A 17,801-nucleotide genomic window follows, 5' to 3' on the forward strand; every position below is an offset into this window, starting at 1 on the left:
CGGAGCCGCCGGCGGGCCCCCGTACCACCGTCCCCGTTTGGAGCCCCCCGTGTCCGCACTCAACGTCGAGCTGCTGGCCGCCGCCACGCCACCGCCGATCGCCGACGCCGGCCATCTCCGGCTCGCGCTCGCCGCGCTGGCGGGCATCGCCGTCATCGTCCTGCTCATCACCCGCTGGAAGGTGCACGCCTTCCTCGCGCTGACCATCGGCTCCGGCGTGCTCGGCACCGTCGCGGGCGCCCCGCTGGCCAAGACGATCGCCAGCTACTCCTCGGGCCTCGGCTCGACGGTCGCGGGCGTCGGCACGCTGATCGCGCTCGGCGCGATACTCGGCAAGCTGCTCGCCGACTCCGGCGGCGCGGACCAGATCGTCGACACGATCCTGGCTAGGACGGGCGAGAAGCGGCTGCCGTGGGCGATGGCGCTGATCGCGGGCCTGGTCGGGCTGCCGCTGTTCTTCGAGATCGGCATCGTCATCCTGATCCCGGTGGTGCTGCTGGTCGCCCGGCGCAGCGGCCAGTCGCTGGTGCGGCTGGGCATACCGGCGCTCGCGGGCCTGTCGGTGATGCACGGTCTGGTGCCGCCGCACCCGGGCCCGCTGGCGGCGATCGGCGCGATCCACGCCGACATGGGCATCACGCTCGCGCTCGGCGTGCTGGTCGCGCTGCCGACGCTGGCGATCGCGGGGCCGCTGTTCGGACGGATCGCGTCGGGCTGGGTGGACGTGGCGCCGCCGGAGCGGATGACGCCGGCCCGCGCCTCGGACGACCTGGACCGGCGGCCGAGCTTCGCCGCGACGGTGTGCACGATGCTGCTGCCGGTGGTCCTGATGCTGGCCAAGGCGCTCGCGGACGTCGTGATCGACGACCAGGGGAGCCTGGCCTACCGGACCCTGGACGTCATCGGGACGCCGCTGGTGGCGCTGCTCGTCGCGGTGATGGTGGCGATGGTCACGCTCGGCCGCGCGGCCGGCTTCACCAAGGAGCGGATCTCCATGACGGTCGACACGTCGCTCGGGCCGATCGCCGGCATCCTGCTCATCGTGGGCGCGGGCGGCGGCTTCAAGCAGACGCTCATCGACTGCGGCGTGGGCCAGATGATCCTCGACTGGTCCGAGGACTGGCACATCAGCGCGCTGCTGCTGGCGTGGCTCATCGCGGTGCTGATCCGGGTCGCGACCGGCTCGGCGACGGTCGCGATCATCTCGGCGGCGGGCCTGGTGGCGCCGCTCGCCGACGGCATGACCTCCACCCACACCGCGCTGCTGGTGCTGTCGGTCGGCGCCGGGTCGCTGTTCTTCTCGCACGTCAACGACGCCGGCTTCTGGCTGGTGAAGGAGTATTTCGGGATGGACGTGCCGCAGACCCTCAAGACGTGGTCGGCGATGGAGACGGTGATCTCGGTGGTCGCGCTGGGCTTCGTGATGCTGCTGTCGCTGGTGCTGTGAAAGCCGGTGCGGTGAGCGCCGGCGCCGTGGACGCGGGTGCCGTGACCGCCGGCGCTGTGCGCGCCGGTGCCGTGTGCGCCCGCTTCCCGTGCGGGGTCACCAGCGCGGCACGGACGGGGTGCGCCAGTCGGGGTCGGCCTTGCGCATCGCGGCGGCGTCGTCGCGGTCGCGCATGGTGCCGTCGTCGTCCAGCCAGCGCTGGTGCAGCGTCTTGAGGGCGTCGCGGTCCAGCTCGACGCCGAGGCCGGGGCGGTCCGGGACGGTCAGGGCGCCGTCGGTGAAGACATGGCGCTCGGTGATGACGTCCTCGGTCTGCCACGGGTAGTGCGAGTCGCAGGCGTAGTCGAGGTTGGGCACGGTCGCCGCGACATGCGTCATGGCGGCGAGGCTTATGCCGAGGTGGGTGTTGGAGTGCATCGACAGGCCCACCCCGAAGGTGCGGCATATCGCGGCGAGCTGCTGGGTGTTGCGCAGGCCGCCCCAGTAGTGGTGGTCGGAGAGCACCACCTGCACCGCGTCGCGCGCGAACGCCTCCTTGATCTCCTGGAAGGTCGTCACGCACATGTTGGTGGCCAGCGGCACGTCGGTGCCCTGCGACACCCGGGACATCCGCTCGGTGCTGCCGGCCGGGTCCTCCAGGTACTCCAGTACGTCGCCGAGCTCGCGGGCGACGTACAGCGATGTCTCGACGGACCAGGCGCCGTTGGGGTCCAGCCGCAGCGGCTTGCCGGGGAAGGCTTCGGCGAGCGCGCGGACGGCGGCGATCTCCTGCTCGGGCGGGAAGACGCCGCCCTTGAGCTTGAAGGAGCCGAAGCCGTAGGTGTCGGCGAAGCGGCGGGCCTGCGCGACGACGCCGGCCGGGTCGAGGGCGGCGCCCCAGTCGTCCGGCTCGCCCTGGCCCTGCGGGTGCTCGGCGAGCTTGTAGAAGAGGTAGGCGCTGTAGTCGACGCGGTCGCGCACCTTGCCGCCGAGCAGGGCGTGCACCGGCAGGCCCAGGATCTTGCCGAGGGCGTCGAGGCAGGCGACCTCGAAGCCGGAGATCACCGACAGCCGGAGCTTGTCGGCGGTCTGGACGCCGCGCAGGCCGCCGGCGGCGACGGAGTCGGAGACGTCGGCGGGGTCGCCGCACACCCGCTCGGCGAGGGTGAACAGCCCGTTCAGATCGGTGACCTTGTGGCCGGGCAGGGCGGCGGCAAGCGGGCCCGCGAGGTCGAGGTAGCGGGTGTCGCCGTAGGTCTCGCCGATCCCGGACGTGCCGTCGGCGGTGACGATCTCGACGATGAGGCGGGGCGTGTGGGGCTGGTGGACGCCCTGGGTGTTGAGCAGCGGCGGGTCGGCGATGAGGATGGGTGTCAGGCGTACCTCGGCGATCGTGAACGCGTCCGAGGGACCGACCGAGCCCGCTGTCTGTATATATGAATCACGTTCACCCATAAGACCGGAGCTTATGCGGGTGGCCGCGCGGTCGTCAACGCGGCAACCGGCCGGCGCTCACCTGGGGCCGCCGTACGGCAAGGGCATACCGCCGCCGCGGGGAACTGGACCGCATACCGACCAGTCGGTACGATCGTCTCATGAGTGATACCGACAGCCCCCGGGGCCTCGACCTGGACCGGCTGCGCCGCCACCTCGACGAGCGGCTCCCCGGCCTCGTGACCGGCGAGCTGCGGGCCGAGCTGATCCAGGGGGGCCGCTCCAACCTCACCTACCGGGTCACCGACGGCACCGGCACCTGGGTCGTGCGCCGCCCGCCGCTCGGGCACGTCCTGGCCACCGCGCACGACATGGCCCGCGAGCACCGGGTGATCAGCGCGCTGGCCGGCACGGCGGTCCCGGTGCCCGGCACGCTGCTGATGTGCGAGGACCCGGCGGTCGTCGGCGCGCCCTTCTACGTCATGGACTTCGTCGAGGGCACGCCCTACCGCACGCAGGAGCAGCTGGCGGCGCTCGGGCCGGAGCGCACCCGGGCGGTCGCCCTCACCCTGGTCGACACCCTGGTCGACCTGCACGCCGTGGACCCCGCGGCGGTGGGCCTGGGCGACTTCGGGCGGCCCGAGGGCTTCCTGGACCGGCAGCTGCGGCGCTGGAGCAAGCAGCTGGACGCCTCGCGCAGCCGCGAGCTGCCGGGCCTTGACGAGCTGCACGCCGCGCTCGGCCGCGCGCTGCCGGCCTCCCCCGCGCCCGCCGTCGTGCACGGCGACTACCGGCTCGACAACGTGCTCGTCGACGCCGGCGACCGGCTGACCGCCGTGCTGGACTGGGAGATGTCCACGCTCGGCGACCCGCTCACCGACGTCGGCCTGCTGGTGATGTACGGCGAGCAGCACGACATCCCCGGCTTCCCCGTCCCCACCGCCTCCGGCGCCCCCGGGCACCCGGGCTCCGCCGAGGTCGTCGAGCGGTACGCGCTCCGCTCGGGGCGCGACGTGTCGGCGGTCGACTGGTACACCGCGTTCGCGTACTTCAAGGTCGCCGTGATCCTGGAGGGGATCCACTACCGCTGGAGTCTCGGCCAGACCCTCGGCGCCGGTTTTGACCGCATCGGCACCGTCGTCCCGCTCTTCATCGACCGGGGCCTGCGCACCATCCGCCGCCGACCCCGGCCGGCACGCACCGTCCAGGAGGACTGAGCACGATGGACTTCGCCTTCGACACCCGTACCGAGGAGCTGCGGTCGCAGCTGACCGCGTTCCTCGACGAGCACGTCTATCCCGCCGAGAGCGTCTTCGCCGAGCAGCACGAGCAGGCCGGCCCGGACGCGCACTGGACCGTGCCGCCGGTCGTGGCCGAGCTCAAGGCAGAGGCGCGGCGGCAGGGGCTGTGGAATCTGTTCCTGCCCGGGGAGCTCGGGGCGGGGCTGACCAATCTGCAGTACGCGCCGCTGGCCGAACTCACCGGCCGAAGCCCCTACTTGGCGCCGACCGCGCTCAACTGCGCCGCGCCGGACACCGGGAACATGGAAGTGCTGGCGGAGTTCGGCACCCCGGCGCAGAAGAAGGAGTGGCTGGAGCCGCTGCTGGCCGGCGAGATCCGCTCGGCCTTCGCCATGACCGAGCCGGACGTCGCCTCCTCCGACGCCACCAACATCGAGACCCGCATCGAGCGCGACGGGGATACGTACGTCGTCAACGGGCGCAAGTGGTTCATCTCCGGGGCGATGAACCCCGACTGCGCCGTCTTCATCGTCATGGGCAAGACCGACCCGGCCGCCGAACGGCACCGCCAGCAGAGCCAGATCCTGGTGCCGCGCGACACCCCGGGGGTCGAAGTGCGGCGCGGGATGCGGGTGTTCGGGTTCGACGACGCCGACCACGGCGGGCACGCCGAGGTCGTCTTCCACGAGGTGCGGGTGCCGGTGGACAACCTCGTCGGGGAGGAGGGCGGCGGTTTCGCCATCGCGCAGGCGCGGCTCGGGCCGGGCCGGATCCACCACTGCATGCGGCTGATCGGCATGGCCGAGCGCGCCCTGGAGCTGATGTGCCGGCGGGTGGCCGCGCGGGTCGCCTTCGGCAAGCCGCTGGCGGCGCAGGGCGTGGTGCAGGAGTGGATCGCGCAGTCGCGGGTCGAGATCGAGCAGTTGCGGCTGCTGGTGCTCAAGACGGCGTGGCTGATGGACACCGTCGGCAACAAGGGCGCGCACACCGAGATCCAGGCCATCAAGATCGCCACGCCGGGTACGGTGCAGCGGATCATCGACCGGGCGATCCAGGCGCACGGCGCCGGGGGCGTCTCGCAGGACTTCCCGCTGGGGCGGCTGTGGACGGGCGCGCGCAGCCTGCGGCTGGCCGACGGGCCCGACGAGGTGCACCGCCGGTCGCTGGCCCGGCGCGAGCTGGCCCGCTACACCGCCTGACGGCTTCTCCGGCGCCGGGTGCCCGCCCTGTGCGGGGGCACCCGGCGCCGCGCTGTTCTCGGCGTGCTCGGGCCGGTTTCAGGGGATCAGGGCGAGGCGGCCCACGGTGGTGCCGTCGGCGACGGACTGGACGGCGGAGGCCGCCTCGGCGAGCGGGCGGGCGGCCACCAGGGGGCGTACGGTGCCGGCCGCGGCGAGGGCGGTCAGCTCGGCGTGCGCGGTACGGACGGCCTGGGGGTCGCGGGCGGCGTACAGGCCCCAGTGCAGGCCCAGGATCGAGTAGTTCTTGACCAGGGCGTGGTTCAGGGCCGGGGCCTGGACGGTGCCGCCGGCGAAGCCGACGACGACGATGCGGCCCTCGAAGGCGACGCATTTGGCCGAGCGGGTGTAGGTGTCGCCGCCGACCGGGTCGTAGACGACGTCGGCGCCGCGGCCGGCGGTGGCGTCCTTGACGGCGGCGACGAAGTCCTCGGCGTGCCGGTCGACGACGAGGTCGGCGCCCAGTTCGCGGGCCGCCGCGGCCTTCTGCGGGCCGCCCACCACGCCGATGACGAACGCGCCTGCCGCCTTGCCGAGTTGCACGGCGGCGCTGCCGACGCCGCCGGCCGCGGCGTGCACGAGCAGCGTCTCGCCGGGGCGCAGGGCGGCCCTGCGGTGCAGGCCGAACCAGCCGGTCTGGTAGCCGATGTGCAGCACGGCGGCGGACGTGTCGTCCAGCGCCTCGGGCGCGGGCAGTACGCCGGCGGCGGGCACGACGGCGTGTTCGGCGAAGGCGCCGGCCGGCAGTGCGGCGGTGCTGATGACGCGCTGCCCTTCCGCCAGGCCCTCGACGCCGGCGCCGAGGGCGGCGATCTCGCCGCACATCTCCACGCCGGGGGTGAAGGGCAGCGGTGGGCGGATCTGGTACTGCCCGCGGCACAGCAGCGCGTCGGGGAAGTTGACGCCCGCGGCGCGGACCCGCAGCAGCACCTCGCCGGGGCCCGGTTCGGGGGCGGGTATGTCGTCGAGGCGCATGACCTCGGACGGCTCGCCGTTGCGGTGGACGCGCCATGCCTTCACGCTGGGACTCCCGATGGGTCAGGGCTGCCGCACCGAGTGCAGCAGCAGGTCGGAGAACTCCCCGGCGACCTCCTCGGCGGACAGCGGTCCGTCGGCGTGGTACCAGGTGCCGAGGTGGTGCACGGAGCCGAAGAAGAAGTCGACGACCAGGTCGGGCCGCAGCCCGGTCCTGAAGTGGCCGTCGCGCTGGCCCTCTTCGACCAGGGAGCGGAACCGCTCGTGGTAGCGGCGGCGTTCGGCCCGTACCGCCTTCTGCTTCTCCGGGCTGAGCTGGTGCATCGACCGGAAGAAGATCTTGGTGTCGTCCAGGTTCTGGATGCTGGTCACCACGACGTCCGCCGCGGCCTCGGCGAGGCGTTCGGGCACGGGGGTGTCGCGGGCGGCGATGGCGTCCAGGCGCTCGGTCTGGAGCCGCAGCACACGGGCGTAGATCTCGTGCAGCAGGTCGTCCTTGGAGCCGAAGTAGTGGTAGAGCGCGCCCTTGGTGACGCCGGCGGCCTCGACGATCTCCTGGACGGAGGTGCGGTCGTAGCCGCGTTCGGCGAAGAGCCGGGTGGCCTCGGCGAGCAGCCGCTCGGGCACGGCCGCGGCCGGGCCGCCGCCCGCGGCCTGCCCCGTACCGCGCTCGGCGGTGCCGTCGCCCCGCCCGCCGCCTGATGTCGCCCCGCGTGCCATCCGCCTGCCCCTTCCTCGTCCGATCCGGCCGCTATGGACCTTATCCGGCCACCGCCGCGGCACCGGGCCGCCGCCGGCCGGTGCTCGGCCGGTCTCCTCGGCCGGCGCCGTCAGCCGGCCGTCAGCCGGCCGTCGCCTTGAGCTCGCGGCGCAGGATCTTGCCGGTCGCGGTCTTGGGCAGTTCGCCGAGTATGTCCACCTGGCGCGGGTATTTGTACGCGGCCAGCCGCTCGCGGCAATAGGCGACGAGTTCGGCGGGCTCGGCCGCCGCGCCGGGGCGCAGGCTCACATACGCCTTGACGCTCTCGCCGCGGTAGGCGTCCGGGACGCCGACGACTGCGGCCTCGCGGACGGCGGGGTGGGTGTAGAGGACGTCCTCGACCTCGCGCGGCCACACCTTGAAGCCGGACGCGTTGATCATGTCCTTCTTGCGGTCGACGACATAGAGCCAGCCGTCGGGGTCCATGAAGCCGATGTCACCGGTGCGCAGTTCGCCGTCGGGCAGCGCGGCCTCGGAGGCGTCTGGCTGGTTCCAGTAGCCGGGTACGACCATGGGGCCGCGGACGGCGATCTCGCCGCTGTGGCCGAAGGGGACCTCGGCGCCGGTGTCGTCGAGGATGCGCACCATGGTGCCGGGCCCGGGGACACCGACCGCCAGGGTGCCGGAGGCGGGGTCCACGGGGGCCTCGTGACCGGGCGGGACGCTGGCGCAAGGGGCGCTGCATTCGGTGAGGCAGTAGCCGTTTGCGAGGTAGAGGCCGCCGGCGCGGGCGCGGAAGGACTCGACGACGGCGGGTGGCAGCGGGGCGCCGCCGGACGAGATGAGCCGGAAGGACGCGAAGTCCTCGGCGGTGGCGTCGGGGCGGGCCAGCAGCGCCATGAAGGCGGTGGCGGGGCCGACGGTGTAGGTGGGGCGGTGCTCGCGGAAGGCGTCGAGGACGACGCCGGGCTCGAAGCGGTAGGCCAGCGCCAGGGTGTGGCCGCCGGCGAGCGCCGCGGACAGCTGGCAGACCATGCCCGTGATGTGGAAGAGCGGGGCCAGGGCGAAGACCACGGCGTCCTCGGGCAGCGCCTGGACGCGGACCTGGCGGTGGGCGTTGAAGGACAGGTTGCCGTGGGTGTTGAGCGCGCCCTTGGGCCGGCCGCTGGTGCCGGAGGTGTAGCTGATCAGCGCGGTGTCGCAGGCCGCGGGCAGCGGGACCGCCGGGCGCTCGCCGGCGGACGCGCGGGCGGCGGCCAGCACGTCGGCGGCGTCAGCGGCGGGCGCGCGGCCGGCGGTCAGGACCCGCGGGTCGTCGCGGGTCTGGAGGTCCCGCTCGCAGGCGGTGTACGTGATGCGTACGGGCGAGGCGGCGGCGGTGCCGCGGACGTAGGACTGCCAGGCGCTCTCGGAGCAGACCAGGGCGGCGGCGCCTGCGTCGGCGAGGATGTGGGCCAGTTCGTGCTGCTTGTACATCGGGTTGACGGGGATGACGGCGCCGCCGGCCTTCCATGCCGCGAGCAGCGCGATGACGAACTGCGGCACATTCTGCAGCATGACGGCGAGGCGGTCGCCGGGGGCGAAGCCGCGGCCGGCGAAGTCGCGGGCCAGGCCGTCGGAGAGGGAGTCGAGTTCGCCGTACGTCAGGGCGCCGTCGAAGTAGGCCAGGGCGCGGCTGCCGGGGTTGCGGGCGGCGTGCGCGAGGAAGGCCTCCAGGACGGAGGGCGGGTAGTCGGTGTCGGCGCGCTGCTCCTCGGTGAAGAAGCGCAGCCAGGGCTGGTCGGCGTATCCGGTCATGCGTGCTCGCCCGCCTTCGCCCGGAGGTCCTCGTACTGGCGCTGGAGTTTGTTCATGCCGCGCAACCACCGCTCGGGTTCGGCGGCGCGGGCGGCGTAATAGCCGGCGACCTCGGGGTGCGGCAGGATCAGGAAGCGCTCGGCGGCGATGCCTTCGAGCACCGCCTGCGCGACCGCCTCGGGTTCGATGGCGGTGGGCGCGAGCACCAGGTCGCCGGCCGGGCCGGTGGCGTCGAGCATCGCGGTGCGCACGCCCTGGGGGCAGACGGCGTGGACCTTGACGCCGCGGTGGCGGTAGGTGAGCGCGAGCCATTCGGCGAAGGCGAGGGCGCCGTGCTTGGTGACGGTGTACGGGGCGGCGCCGATCATCGTGAGCAGGCCGGCGGCGGAGACGGTGGACACGAAGCGGCCCCGGCCGCGCTCCAGCCATTCGGGGAGCAGGGCGCGGGCGGCCCGGACGTGGCTCATGACGTTGACCTCCCACGCGGCCTCCCACACCGCGTCGTCGGCCTCGGGGCCGCCGCCGGTGCCGACCCCGGCGTTGGCGCAGAAGACGTCGATGCCGCCGCCGAGGGCGGTGCGGGCGGCGGGCACGGCCTGCGCGGCGTCGCCGACGACGACGGCCGCGCCGGTCTCGTCGGCGACCTTGCGTGCCGCGTCGCCGTCGAGGTCGTTGACGACGACGCGGGCGCCCTGCTCCGCGAAGGCGCGGGCGAGCGCGGCCCCGATGCCGCCGCCCGCGCCCGTGACCACCACGCGGGCCCCGCGCAGGGCTTCCACCTCGACCATCGGGTCTCCCTCGACTCGGCTGGACCACTGACGTTTTCCTTCTCGCCTTCGCATACTAAGCAGTCGGTCACCCGATCCGGAAGGGCCGGACGGGGGCTGTGGACAACCGGCGGACTGCCGGGGAGGCGGCTGGGGAACGGCAGGGGGGGCGACCGGAGGACCGCCGGGGGCAGTCCGCGGGGTTTTCACCCGCCGGGGGGATGGACGGCTCGATGGGAGGTCGGGATGATGGGGGCAGATCGGACAAACGCGAGCTTTGGGGTGCTCGCGAAGGCGAGGGGGAGCCATGGCCGTCACGAGTGTGCAGCCGTACTGGGACCTGACGTTCGACGCGGACGGGGATCCGGATCCGCGGCAGCGCGACGCACTGCTGGCCCGCGCCCGCGAGCACTCCGACCTGGTCGTCTTCTCCCACGGCTGGAACAACGACCTGTCGACGGCGAGCGCGCTCTACGACCGCTTCTACGCGCCCTTCCCCGGCCTGCTGGCCGCCGCGGGGCCGGGGGCGGGGGTGCTGATCGGGTACGTCGGGGTGCACTGGCCGTCCATGCGCTTCTGCGACGAGCCCATCCCCGACTTCCCGCACACCGCCGCCCTGACCGCGCGCGGCGGCGGCGGCACCGACCTCGACCCGGACGCCGCCACCCTCAAGCGGGTGCTGCCCGGGCACGACGCGGCGGTGGACCGGATCGCGGAGCTGCTGGCCCGGCAGCCGGACGACCCGGCGGCGCTGGAGGAGTTCGGCCGCCTGGTGCGCACCCTCACCGGCGCCGGCCCCGGGGCGGCGGCACTGGCGTCGGACGTCGCAGGCGAGGACGCGCTGCCCCGGCTGCTCACGGCCAAGCCGGCCGACGTGTGCGACGAACTGGCCGACGCGCTGGGCCGGACGGTGTCCGAGGCCGGGGAGGGCGAGGCGCTGCTCGGCGGGCTCGGCAAGAAGGTCTGGGCCGGCGCGCGCGAACTGCTGCGGCAGGGCACGTATTTCGCGATGAAGGGCCGGGCCGGGACGGTCGGCAGGAAGGGGCTCGGGCCTTTCGTGGGGCAGCTGGCCGAGCGGGCGCCGGACACGAAAGTGCATCTGGTCGGCCACAGCTTCGGGGCCCGGCTGGTCTCCTTCGCTCTGGCCGGGCTGCCGCAGGGCGCGCACAACGTCCGGTCGGTGACGCTGCTCCAGGGCGCGTTCTCGCACTCCGCCTACTCCCCCGGCGGCGCGCTCGACGGTATGCAGCGCCGGGTCGGCGGGCCGGTGCTGGCCTGCCACTCCAGCCATGACACGGCGCTGGGGATCCTGTATCCGCTGGCCTCCCGGCTCTCCGGCGACGACCGCTCGCTGCTGGGCGACGACCGGTGGGGCGCCCTCGGCCACGACGGGTTCCACGGGCTGCCGCACGCGCCCGCGACGGCGCTCACAGCGGCCCTGGGCGCGCGGTTCTCCCCCGGCGAGTGCCTGAGCGTGGACGCGTCGGCGGTCGTCCGCAGGGGCGGCCCGCCGGCCGGGGCGCACAGCGACATCTGCCACCCGGAGCTGGCCCGGCTCATACTGCGGGCGGCGGCGCTGCTGCGGTGACCGCGGCTGCCGCAGGTCCGGGGCGGCCCGGGGGCTGCGGGCGGCCGGGGGCCTGGGGTTCCTGAGGGCCTGGGGGCCTGGGGGCCGGCCCGGAACGACCGGCCCCCAGGGGTGGTTCAGCGGTGGGAGGGGAATTCGACGACCTGCTGGTAGGTCGGGCGGTTCTGCCAGCTGATCCGGTCGTCGGTGACACCGCCCAGCGGGCGCTGGACGATGGAGTCGGCGCACCACTGGTCGCCGGCCGAGCAGCCGTCGTCGCCCGGGTAGACGGTGGTGGCCGGTACGGCTGCGGCCTGCTTGAGGGTGCTCAGCAGCACGTCACGGCAGGCGGCGAGCTGCCCGCCGCCGCAGTAGGGGCGGGCGAGCGGCCCGGCGACCGGGTCGCCGAGCACCGCGCGCAGGTCTTTGTCGACATAGCTCCACCAGCCGTACTGGAAGGAGCTGCCGGCGTGCGAGCCGGTCGGGCCGTGCCCGGCCGAGGGCGACTCGTCGACGGTCAGGTCGGCGGTGAGCGCGGTGTAGAGGCTGCTGCCGAGCCCCGGCTGGAACTCGCCCTGCACCAGCAGCGGCCACCACGCGTCCATGACGCGTATCGCGTCGGCGTCGGCGTAGGTATGCGAGCCGGCGGAGGTCTCGTGCCGCTTGGTGCCGGCCGCCCGCCAGGCCGTCAACTGCTGGACGGCGGTGGCCTCCTGGGGGTCGGCGACGGGTGCGCTGGAGATGACGCGGAGCAGGTCGGGCAGCACGTCCTCACCGCGCAGGTCGGTCAGCGCGGCGTCGTCCATCGCCTTGACCAGCTTCGACCGGGTGACCCCGCCGGCCTGGACGAGCGCCTTGACGCGGTCGTCGAGCAGGTCGGCGCGGTGGACGGAGCCGTTGCCGAAGCCCGCGGAGGTGTAGCCGGGCGCCTGCTTGTTGTTCCAGGAGACGTAGTAGTCCTGGTCGACGGACTGCGGGTGCTGCGAAGGCGGCGTGTAGGTCGCGGTGTTGGCCGTGGGGTCCCAGCCGCGCCAGTCGTAGGCGGCCTGCGCCCACACCGGGAAGGACGCGTCGACGCCGGCGGCCCGTACCGGGTTGGTGCCGCTGTTGTAGTAGGCGGTGTGCTGGGAGTCGGCGTAGAACCAGTTGAAGGTGTAGTTGATGTCCTGCGTGGCGGCCTGGAAGGACGCCGGGTCGTGGACGAACCCGGGGTCGTTGAGCTCCTGGAAGCCGATGATGGAGTCGGCCTCGTGCCGGTAGGAGCTGCGCAGCTGGGTGTAGGCGACGCCCTTGCCGCCGACCGTGGCGCGGTATTCGACCGGGCCGTAGGCGGTGCGCCAGACCTGCATGCGGTAGGAGCCGGCCGGGGTGGAGTCGGCGACCGTGGGCTTCCAGGAGTTGGTGCGCTCCAGCTTCTCCATCGGCACGCAGCTGCCGTGGAAGAGGTAGTGCGTGTCGTCCTGGCACAGCTCGACGGCGTAGGTGTCGGTGACGTCCTGGGAGGCGGAGGTCGCGCTCCAGGCGTAGTCCTGGCCGCGGCCGAGCTCCACGTACATGCCCAGCCCGGCGAAGGAGGCGCCGCGGGCGCTGATGCCGGGGCCCTGGAGTTCCTGGAGCATGAGCAACTGTGGCGCGAAGTAGCCGGTCTGCGGGCCGAAGACGGCGACCGGGTGGCCGCTCGCGGTGTGGGCGCCGCTGACGACCAGGGCGTTGGACATGCCCTTCTTGGTGGAGAAGAGGTTGCCGGGCAGCACACCGGGGCTCGCGGTGGTGGACTGCGTGGCGCCGCCGGTCGCGTCGTAGACCAGGGGTTCGGCGACGACCGAGCCAGGGTCGGGCAGTGCCTCGCCCTGGGCGGTGGCGGGCTTGCCCGCGTACGGGAAGCTCGTGCCGTCGTGGACGGTGGGCGTGGCCTCCGGGTCGTCCCGCTCGCGGAAGGACTCCCACACCTTGGTGCCCTCGGTGACGCCGTACTGCTGCTGCGCGGCCAGCAGCGACAGCGCCGACTGCACCTCGCCGCCGCCACCGGTGCCGAAGAGCGCGCCGACGACGGAGGCGAGCGCGATGAGGTCGGTGAGCTGGAACGGGTCGATCGTGCCGGCGTTGGTGATGGCGTCGACGTGGCCGGTCAGGACGTATTCGCCGGGGAAGTAGCGGCCGTTCTTCGCGGCGGTGATGTAGGCGTTGATGCCGTCGACGTACGCCTGTGCGTCGGCGAGGGCCTGCTGGCCGCGCGGCCCGCTGTTGTTGGCGAGCCAGTCCACCTGCGCCTGGAGGTCGGCCTCGGTGTAGGGGGCCTGCTTCCAGAACTCCTGCTCCAAACCGCGGTTGGCGGCGGCGCCGCCGGCGAACGACGACAGTTCGCCGCGCCCGACGTGCCGGAAGAGGTCCATGAGCCACAGCCGGTCCTGCGCCGCCGCGTATCCGGCGCCGAACTCGGTGCCCTGCCGGGTGGTGCCCTTGATGTGCGGGACGCCGGTCTTCTTGTCGCGGGTGATGGTCACGTCGGAGCGCGGGCTGACCACCGAGGCGACCTGGTTGGCGGGCACGCCGAAGGAGGCGTCGTTGAAGAAACCGGTGATCGTGGCGTCGGTGAGGGTGGGGTAGCCGTTCGCGAGGTCGGCGTAGGGGCCGAGCTGGTCGGCGGTGTGCGACGGGCGGGTGCCGAGCACCTTGTTGGCGAGGATGTCGGCAAGGGTGGCGTTGCCGTTCTCGCCGGGCGGCAGGATGTCGGCGCACTGCCCGGCGCAGTAGTCGCCGGTGTCCGCGGCGTGCGCCGCCGGCGGCACCGGGGCCACCAGGGTCGCCGCGAGGGCGAGCAGCGCGCCCGCGGTGGCCGTGCCGAGCACGCCCTTGCCGAGCACGCCCTTGCCGAGGCCGCCCCTGCCGAGGCCCTTGCCTGGCCCGCTTTTGCCTGGCTGGCCCTTGCCGAGCGCGCGTTTTCTGCCGATCCGTCGTGGGGTCCGTAGCGGCATGTCTGCTCCTTCCGGAAGCCGGTGCGCGGAGGTTACCGCCGGTTAACCGACCCCGGAAGATGAACATGCGTCAGGTTTTTCGGATTTTCACCACCCGGCCGCGGGCGGTCGGGCTTTCGTCCGGCCGGCCCGGCTCAGGACCGCGGGCGCAGGACGAAGACCCCCCAGCCGAGGTAGCGGCGGTTCCACTCCAGGTGGGTGCGGCGGGCGTGGTCGAGGAAGTCGCGCATGTCGGCCGCGTCCGGGTGGTCGGCGGGGTGGTCGCGCAGCCAGTCGGCGACGGCGAACCACTGCTCGGCGGCGTAGCGGTCCCAGCTGTCGCCGTCGGCGAGCACCATCTCCAGCAGCTCCATGCCCGCCGCCTCGAACCGGTCGAGGGTGCCGACGAGCGAGGTGTAGTCGTCCGGCTCCATGCCGTTGGCCTCCAGGGCGGCCTCGGGCGCGGGCTCGGTCCAGTACGGCTCGCCGATCAGCATCAGGCCGCCGGGCCGCAGGGCGGGCCGCAGCAGCTCGATCGTGCCGGCCAGGCCCCCGCCGATCCAGGTGGCGCCGAGGCAGGACACCAGGTCGTAGCCGCCGGCGTCCGCCTGGTACGTACCCGCGTCGGCGCGGACGAAGCTCACCCTTTCGCAGACGCCGAGTTCGGCGGCGCGCTCGCGGGCCGCGGTCAGGAAGACCTCGCTGATGTCGACGCCGACGCCGCCCGTGCCGTACGCCTGCGCCCAGCGGGTCAGCATCTCGCCCTTGCCGCAGGCCAGGTCGAGGTGCCGCTGCCCGGCCTGCGGATTGCAGATCGCACCGAGCAGCATCAGCTTGTCCTCGGTGATCGGGTTGAGGATGCGGTGCCGGGACTCGGAGATCTCGTGGTGGCGCAGGCTCATGCGGTTCCTCGCGGTTGCTTCACGTGGTGCGGCGGGCGGCGCGCTGCGCAGCCCCGGTCGCCGCCCGGCCGGATGCCCGGGCGCGTCAGGCATCCTGCCGCAGCGCGTCGGCCGTCGCACGGTCGGCCGGCAGGAACGCCTCCAGCTTCAGCTCGGCGATCGTCACGTCCGCGGCGGTGGCGAAGACCGCGACCGTCGTCATCAGCCGCAGCCGCCCGTACGAGACGGAGTCCAGCTCCATCGGCACGGTGAAGCCCAGCAGGCTCTCCGGGCCGCCGCCCCCGGCCGGCTCCGGCACGTAAGCGGCGAGTTCGTCGTGCAGCGCGGCCAGCCGGTCGTCGGGGTTGCGCCGCTGCTCCTCGCGCAGCGCCTCGATGACATGCCGCGCCCACTGCGGGAAATTGCGGATCCGCGGCGCCATGCCCGCCGGGTGCAGCGCCAGCCGCAGGATGTTCGCGCGCGGCCCGAGCAGCGCCGGGTCCGAGCCCTCGGTCATGACGGCGAAGGCGTCGTTCGCCGCGACCAGGTCGCCGTGCCGGTCCACGACGATCGCCGGGTAGGGCATGTGGCCGGTCAGGATGTGGTCCAGCGCCTCCAGGGCGGGGGCGAGCGCCGGGTCGGCGAGGTCGCGCTGCGGGTGCACCGGCGCGTAACCGGCGGCAAGCAGCAGTCCGTTGCGCTCCCGCAGCGGCAGGGCGAGGGAGTCGGCGAGCCGGGCGACCAGGGCGCGGCCGGGGGTGGAGCGGCCGTTCTCGATGAAGCTGATGTGCCGCTGCGTGGTGCCGGCGCGCACCGCCAGCTCCAGCTGGCTCAGATGCCGGCGGCTGCGGCTGGCGCGCAGCGCCTCGGGGAAGCTCTGCGGGGCGGGCGGCGCGGCGGCGGCCCGGCCGGACGCCGCGGACCGGGTGCGGGCGGGGGTGCGGCGGGGGGCTGCGCTCCCAGCGGGGGCGGCGGTGCGGCCCGCGGCGGTACGACCGGCGGGGGTGCGGCCCGCGGCGGTACGGCTCGCGGCGGCGGCGAGAGGGCGAGGGGCGTCCACGGCTCATTTGTAACGCCGCGCACCGACCCGGGCCATTCCCTGCCGGGAATTGAGGCCATGCCCGCCGCGGCCCACGCTCGCCCCTATGACACGCACGTTCCTCGACGAGATCACCCCCGGCTCCTCCGCACTCGACTCCCCCGCGGCCCCTGCGGCCCTCGCCTCCCCCGCCGGGAGCGGCGACGCCGGCACCGTACGGCTCGGCGTCTTCGCGCCCAGCTCCATGGCCCAGTGGGCCGGCACCGACCCGCGCGAGGTCCTGGCCTTCGGGGCCCGCGCCGAGCGCACCGGCTTCGACTCGCTGTGGGTCACCGACTCGCTGCTGACCCCGCGGCTCGAAGCGCTCACCGTGCTGGGCGCGCTCGCCGCCGTGACCGAGCGCATCACGCTGGGCACCGGCGCGCTGCTGCCGGCCCTGCGCACCCCCGTCCAGGCGGCGCAGACCATCGCCTCGGTCGACCTGCTCTCCGGCGGCCGGCTGGTTGTCGGCGTCGGGGCCGGCTTCCCCGGCCGCTTCGGGCGGCCGGTCTACGCGATGGCGGGCACCCCGTGGCCCGACCGCTTCCGGCGGCTGGACGAGACGGTGGAGCTGTGGCGGCGGCTGTGGACCGGCGAGGGCCCGGTCAGCTTCCACGGCAAGGTGCTGCACTTCGACGACATCGCCCCCGGCGTCCCCGCCTCCCGCCCCGGCGGCCCGCCGGTCTGGCTCGGCGGCGCGACCCCCGCCGCCCTGGCCCGTACCGGGCGGCTCTACGACGGCTGGATGCCCTATCCGCCGGACCCGGCCGACTACGGTACGGGGCTCGCCGCGATCCGCGCCGCCGCGGCGGAGTCGGGCCGCGAGGCCGCGCCGTTCACGCCCGCGCTCTTCGTCAACACCCTGCTCACCGACGCGGCCGACGGCGGGCGCGCGGCGCTGGACGCGTACACCAGGGCGAACTACGGGCTGCCACTGGAGGAGGCCGGAAAGATCCAGGCGATGGCGGCCGGCACGCCCGAGGCGGTGGTGGAGCAGCTGGGCCGGTTCGTGGCGCAGGGCGCGCGGCATCTGATCCTGCGCGTCGCGCTGGCCGACATCCCCGCGCAGCTCGCCCAGCTGGACCGGCTGGTGGCGCTGCGGCCCGCGCTGGACGCCCTGGGGGCGCGCACGGCCTGACCGGGCGGTGCGGGACATGGGGCGGCCGGGGGAAGCGTACGGCGGCGGGAAGCGGGTGGCGGCGTTGACACACGGGAGCGGCGGAACCATGCTGAGCAAGCGCTTGGAAACCTGTCGTCCCGGAGGCCCTGACCATGTCCCAGCAGCCCCGCGTCTTCGCATCGCCCGACGAGCTGCGGGCCGCCGTCGGTGAGCAGCTCGGCTGGACGGACTGGCTGGAGGTCGACCAGCAGCGGATCAACGCCTTCGCCGAGGCCACCGGTGACCACCAGTGGATCCATGTCGACCCCGAGCGGGCCGCGCAGGGGCCGTTCGGCAGCACGATCGCGCACGGCTTCCTCACCCTGTCGCTCATCCCCTCGCTGACCCCGCAGATCTTCCGGGTCGAGGGCGTGCGGATGGGCGTCAACTACGGCGTCAACAAGGTGCGCTTCCCCGCCCCCGTGCCGGTCGGCTCACGGCTGCGCGCGGGCGCGGAGGTCGCCGAGGTGACGGAGGCGGGCGGCGGCTTCCAGGTCGTCACCCGGGTGACGATCGAGCGCGAGGGCGGCGACAAGCCGGTGTGCGTGGCCGAGACGGTCGCCCGCTTCTACCTCTGAGCGGCC

General features: G+C 73.9%; 14 protein-coding genes. 6 read left to right on the forward strand and 8 right to left on the reverse strand.

The window, feature by feature from the left end:
- Positions 1 to 49: 49 nt before the first annotated feature.
- Positions 50 to 1,447, forward strand: coding sequence for a GntT/GntP/DsdX family permease (locus tag HCN08_RS29110; protein ID WP_167986278.1), 1,398 nt, complete (start codon positions 50 to 52; stop codon positions 1,445 to 1,447).
- A gap of 96 nt (positions 1,448 to 1,543) precedes the next feature.
- Here HCN08_RS29110 and HCN08_RS29115 read toward each other — a convergent pair whose 3' ends face one another.
- Entirely contained in the window at positions 1,544 to 2,881 is a 1,338-nt protein-coding gene (locus tag HCN08_RS29115; protein ID WP_167986279.1) for a glucarate dehydratase family protein, read from the reverse strand.
- Between the two features lie 140 nt (positions 2,882 to 3,021).
- Here HCN08_RS29115 and HCN08_RS29120 point away from each other — a divergent pair, with 140 nt between their 5' ends.
- Both HCN08_RS29120 and HCN08_RS29125 read left to right on the forward strand, forming a co-directional pair.
- Positions 3,022 to 4,077, forward strand: coding sequence for a phosphotransferase family protein (locus tag HCN08_RS29120; RefSeq protein ID WP_167986280.1), 1,056 nt, complete (start codon positions 3,022 to 3,024; stop codon positions 4,075 to 4,077).
- A 5-nt stretch (positions 4,078 to 4,082) separates the two neighbouring features.
- A complete protein-coding gene (locus HCN08_RS29125; RefSeq protein WP_167986281.1) occupies positions 4,083 to 5,300 on the forward strand; it encodes an acyl-CoA dehydrogenase family protein in 1,218 nt (405 codons plus the stop codon).
- Positions 5,301 to 5,378: 78 nt separating this feature from the next.
- Here HCN08_RS29125 and HCN08_RS29130 read toward each other — a convergent pair whose 3' ends face one another.
- The 4 genes from HCN08_RS29130 to HCN08_RS29145 form a co-directional block, all read right to left on the reverse strand.
- Positions 5,379 to 6,359 (reverse strand): NADPH:quinone oxidoreductase family protein, encoded by a 981-nt coding sequence (locus HCN08_RS29130; protein ID WP_167986282.1) that lies wholly within the window; start codon positions 6,357 to 6,359, stop codon positions 5,379 to 5,381.
- An 18-nt stretch (positions 6,360 to 6,377) separates the two neighbouring features.
- The gene (locus HCN08_RS29135) at positions 6,378 to 7,034 is read right to left on the reverse strand and encodes a TetR/AcrR family transcriptional regulator (RefSeq protein ID WP_167986283.1); all 657 of its coding nucleotides are present in this window, start codon (positions 7,032 to 7,034) and stop codon (positions 6,378 to 6,380) included.
- A gap of 121 nt (positions 7,035 to 7,155) precedes the next feature.
- Positions 7,156 to 8,811, reverse strand: a complete 1,656-nt coding sequence (locus HCN08_RS29140; protein WP_167986284.1) for an AMP-binding protein — start codon at positions 8,809 to 8,811, stop codon at positions 7,156 to 7,158.
- Positions 8,808 to 9,599, reverse strand: a complete 792-nt coding sequence (locus tag HCN08_RS29145) for an SDR family oxidoreductase (protein WP_167986285.1) — start codon at positions 9,597 to 9,599, stop codon at positions 8,808 to 8,810. The genes HCN08_RS29140 and HCN08_RS29145 overlap by 4 nt, the downstream gene beginning before the upstream one ends.
- A gap of 286 nt (positions 9,600 to 9,885) precedes the next feature.
- On the opposite strand from HCN08_RS29145, the gene HCN08_RS29150 reads away from it, so the two are divergent.
- The gene (locus HCN08_RS29150) at positions 9,886 to 11,166 is read left to right on the forward strand and encodes a lipase family protein (protein WP_206319380.1); all 1,281 of its coding nucleotides are present in this window, start codon (positions 9,886 to 9,888) and stop codon (positions 11,164 to 11,166) included.
- A 116-nt stretch (positions 11,167 to 11,282) separates the two neighbouring features.
- On the opposite strand, the gene HCN08_RS29155 is transcribed toward HCN08_RS29150, so the two are convergent.
- The 3 genes from HCN08_RS29155 to HCN08_RS29165 form a co-directional block, all read right to left on the reverse strand.
- A complete protein-coding gene (locus tag HCN08_RS29155) occupies positions 11,283 to 14,120 on the reverse strand; it encodes a penicillin acylase family protein (protein WP_167986286.1) in 2,838 nt (945 codons plus the stop codon).
- Between the two features lie 134 nt (positions 14,121 to 14,254).
- Positions 14,255 to 15,001, reverse strand: a complete 747-nt coding sequence (locus HCN08_RS29160) for an SAM-dependent methyltransferase (protein ID WP_167986287.1) — start codon at positions 14,999 to 15,001, stop codon at positions 14,255 to 14,257.
- Positions 15,002 to 15,086: 85 nt separating this feature from the next.
- Positions 15,087 to 15,842 (reverse strand): helix-turn-helix transcriptional regulator, encoded by a 756-nt coding sequence (locus HCN08_RS29165; RefSeq protein ID WP_167986350.1) that lies wholly within the window; start codon positions 15,840 to 15,842, stop codon positions 15,087 to 15,089.
- Positions 15,843 to 16,125: 283 nt separating this feature from the next.
- Here HCN08_RS29165 and HCN08_RS29170 point away from each other — a divergent pair, with 283 nt between their 5' ends.
- Together HCN08_RS29170 and HCN08_RS29175 are read left to right on the forward strand one after the other, a co-directional pair.
- Positions 16,126 to 17,196, forward strand: a complete 1,071-nt coding sequence (locus tag HCN08_RS29170) for an LLM class flavin-dependent oxidoreductase (RefSeq protein WP_167986288.1) — start codon at positions 16,126 to 16,128, stop codon at positions 17,194 to 17,196.
- 134 nt (positions 17,197 to 17,330) lie between these two features.
- Positions 17,331 to 17,795: a MaoC family dehydratase gene (locus tag HCN08_RS29175; RefSeq protein WP_167986289.1), complete on the forward strand. Its 465-nt coding sequence runs from the start codon at positions 17,331 to 17,333 to the stop codon at positions 17,793 to 17,795.
- Positions 17,796 to 17,801 lie beyond the last annotated feature (6 nt).

It is taken from the genome of Actinacidiphila epipremni, assembly GCF_012034175.1.
GTDB classification, from domain to species: Bacteria; Actinomycetota; Actinomycetes; order Streptomycetales; family Streptomycetaceae; genus Actinacidiphila; species Actinacidiphila epipremni.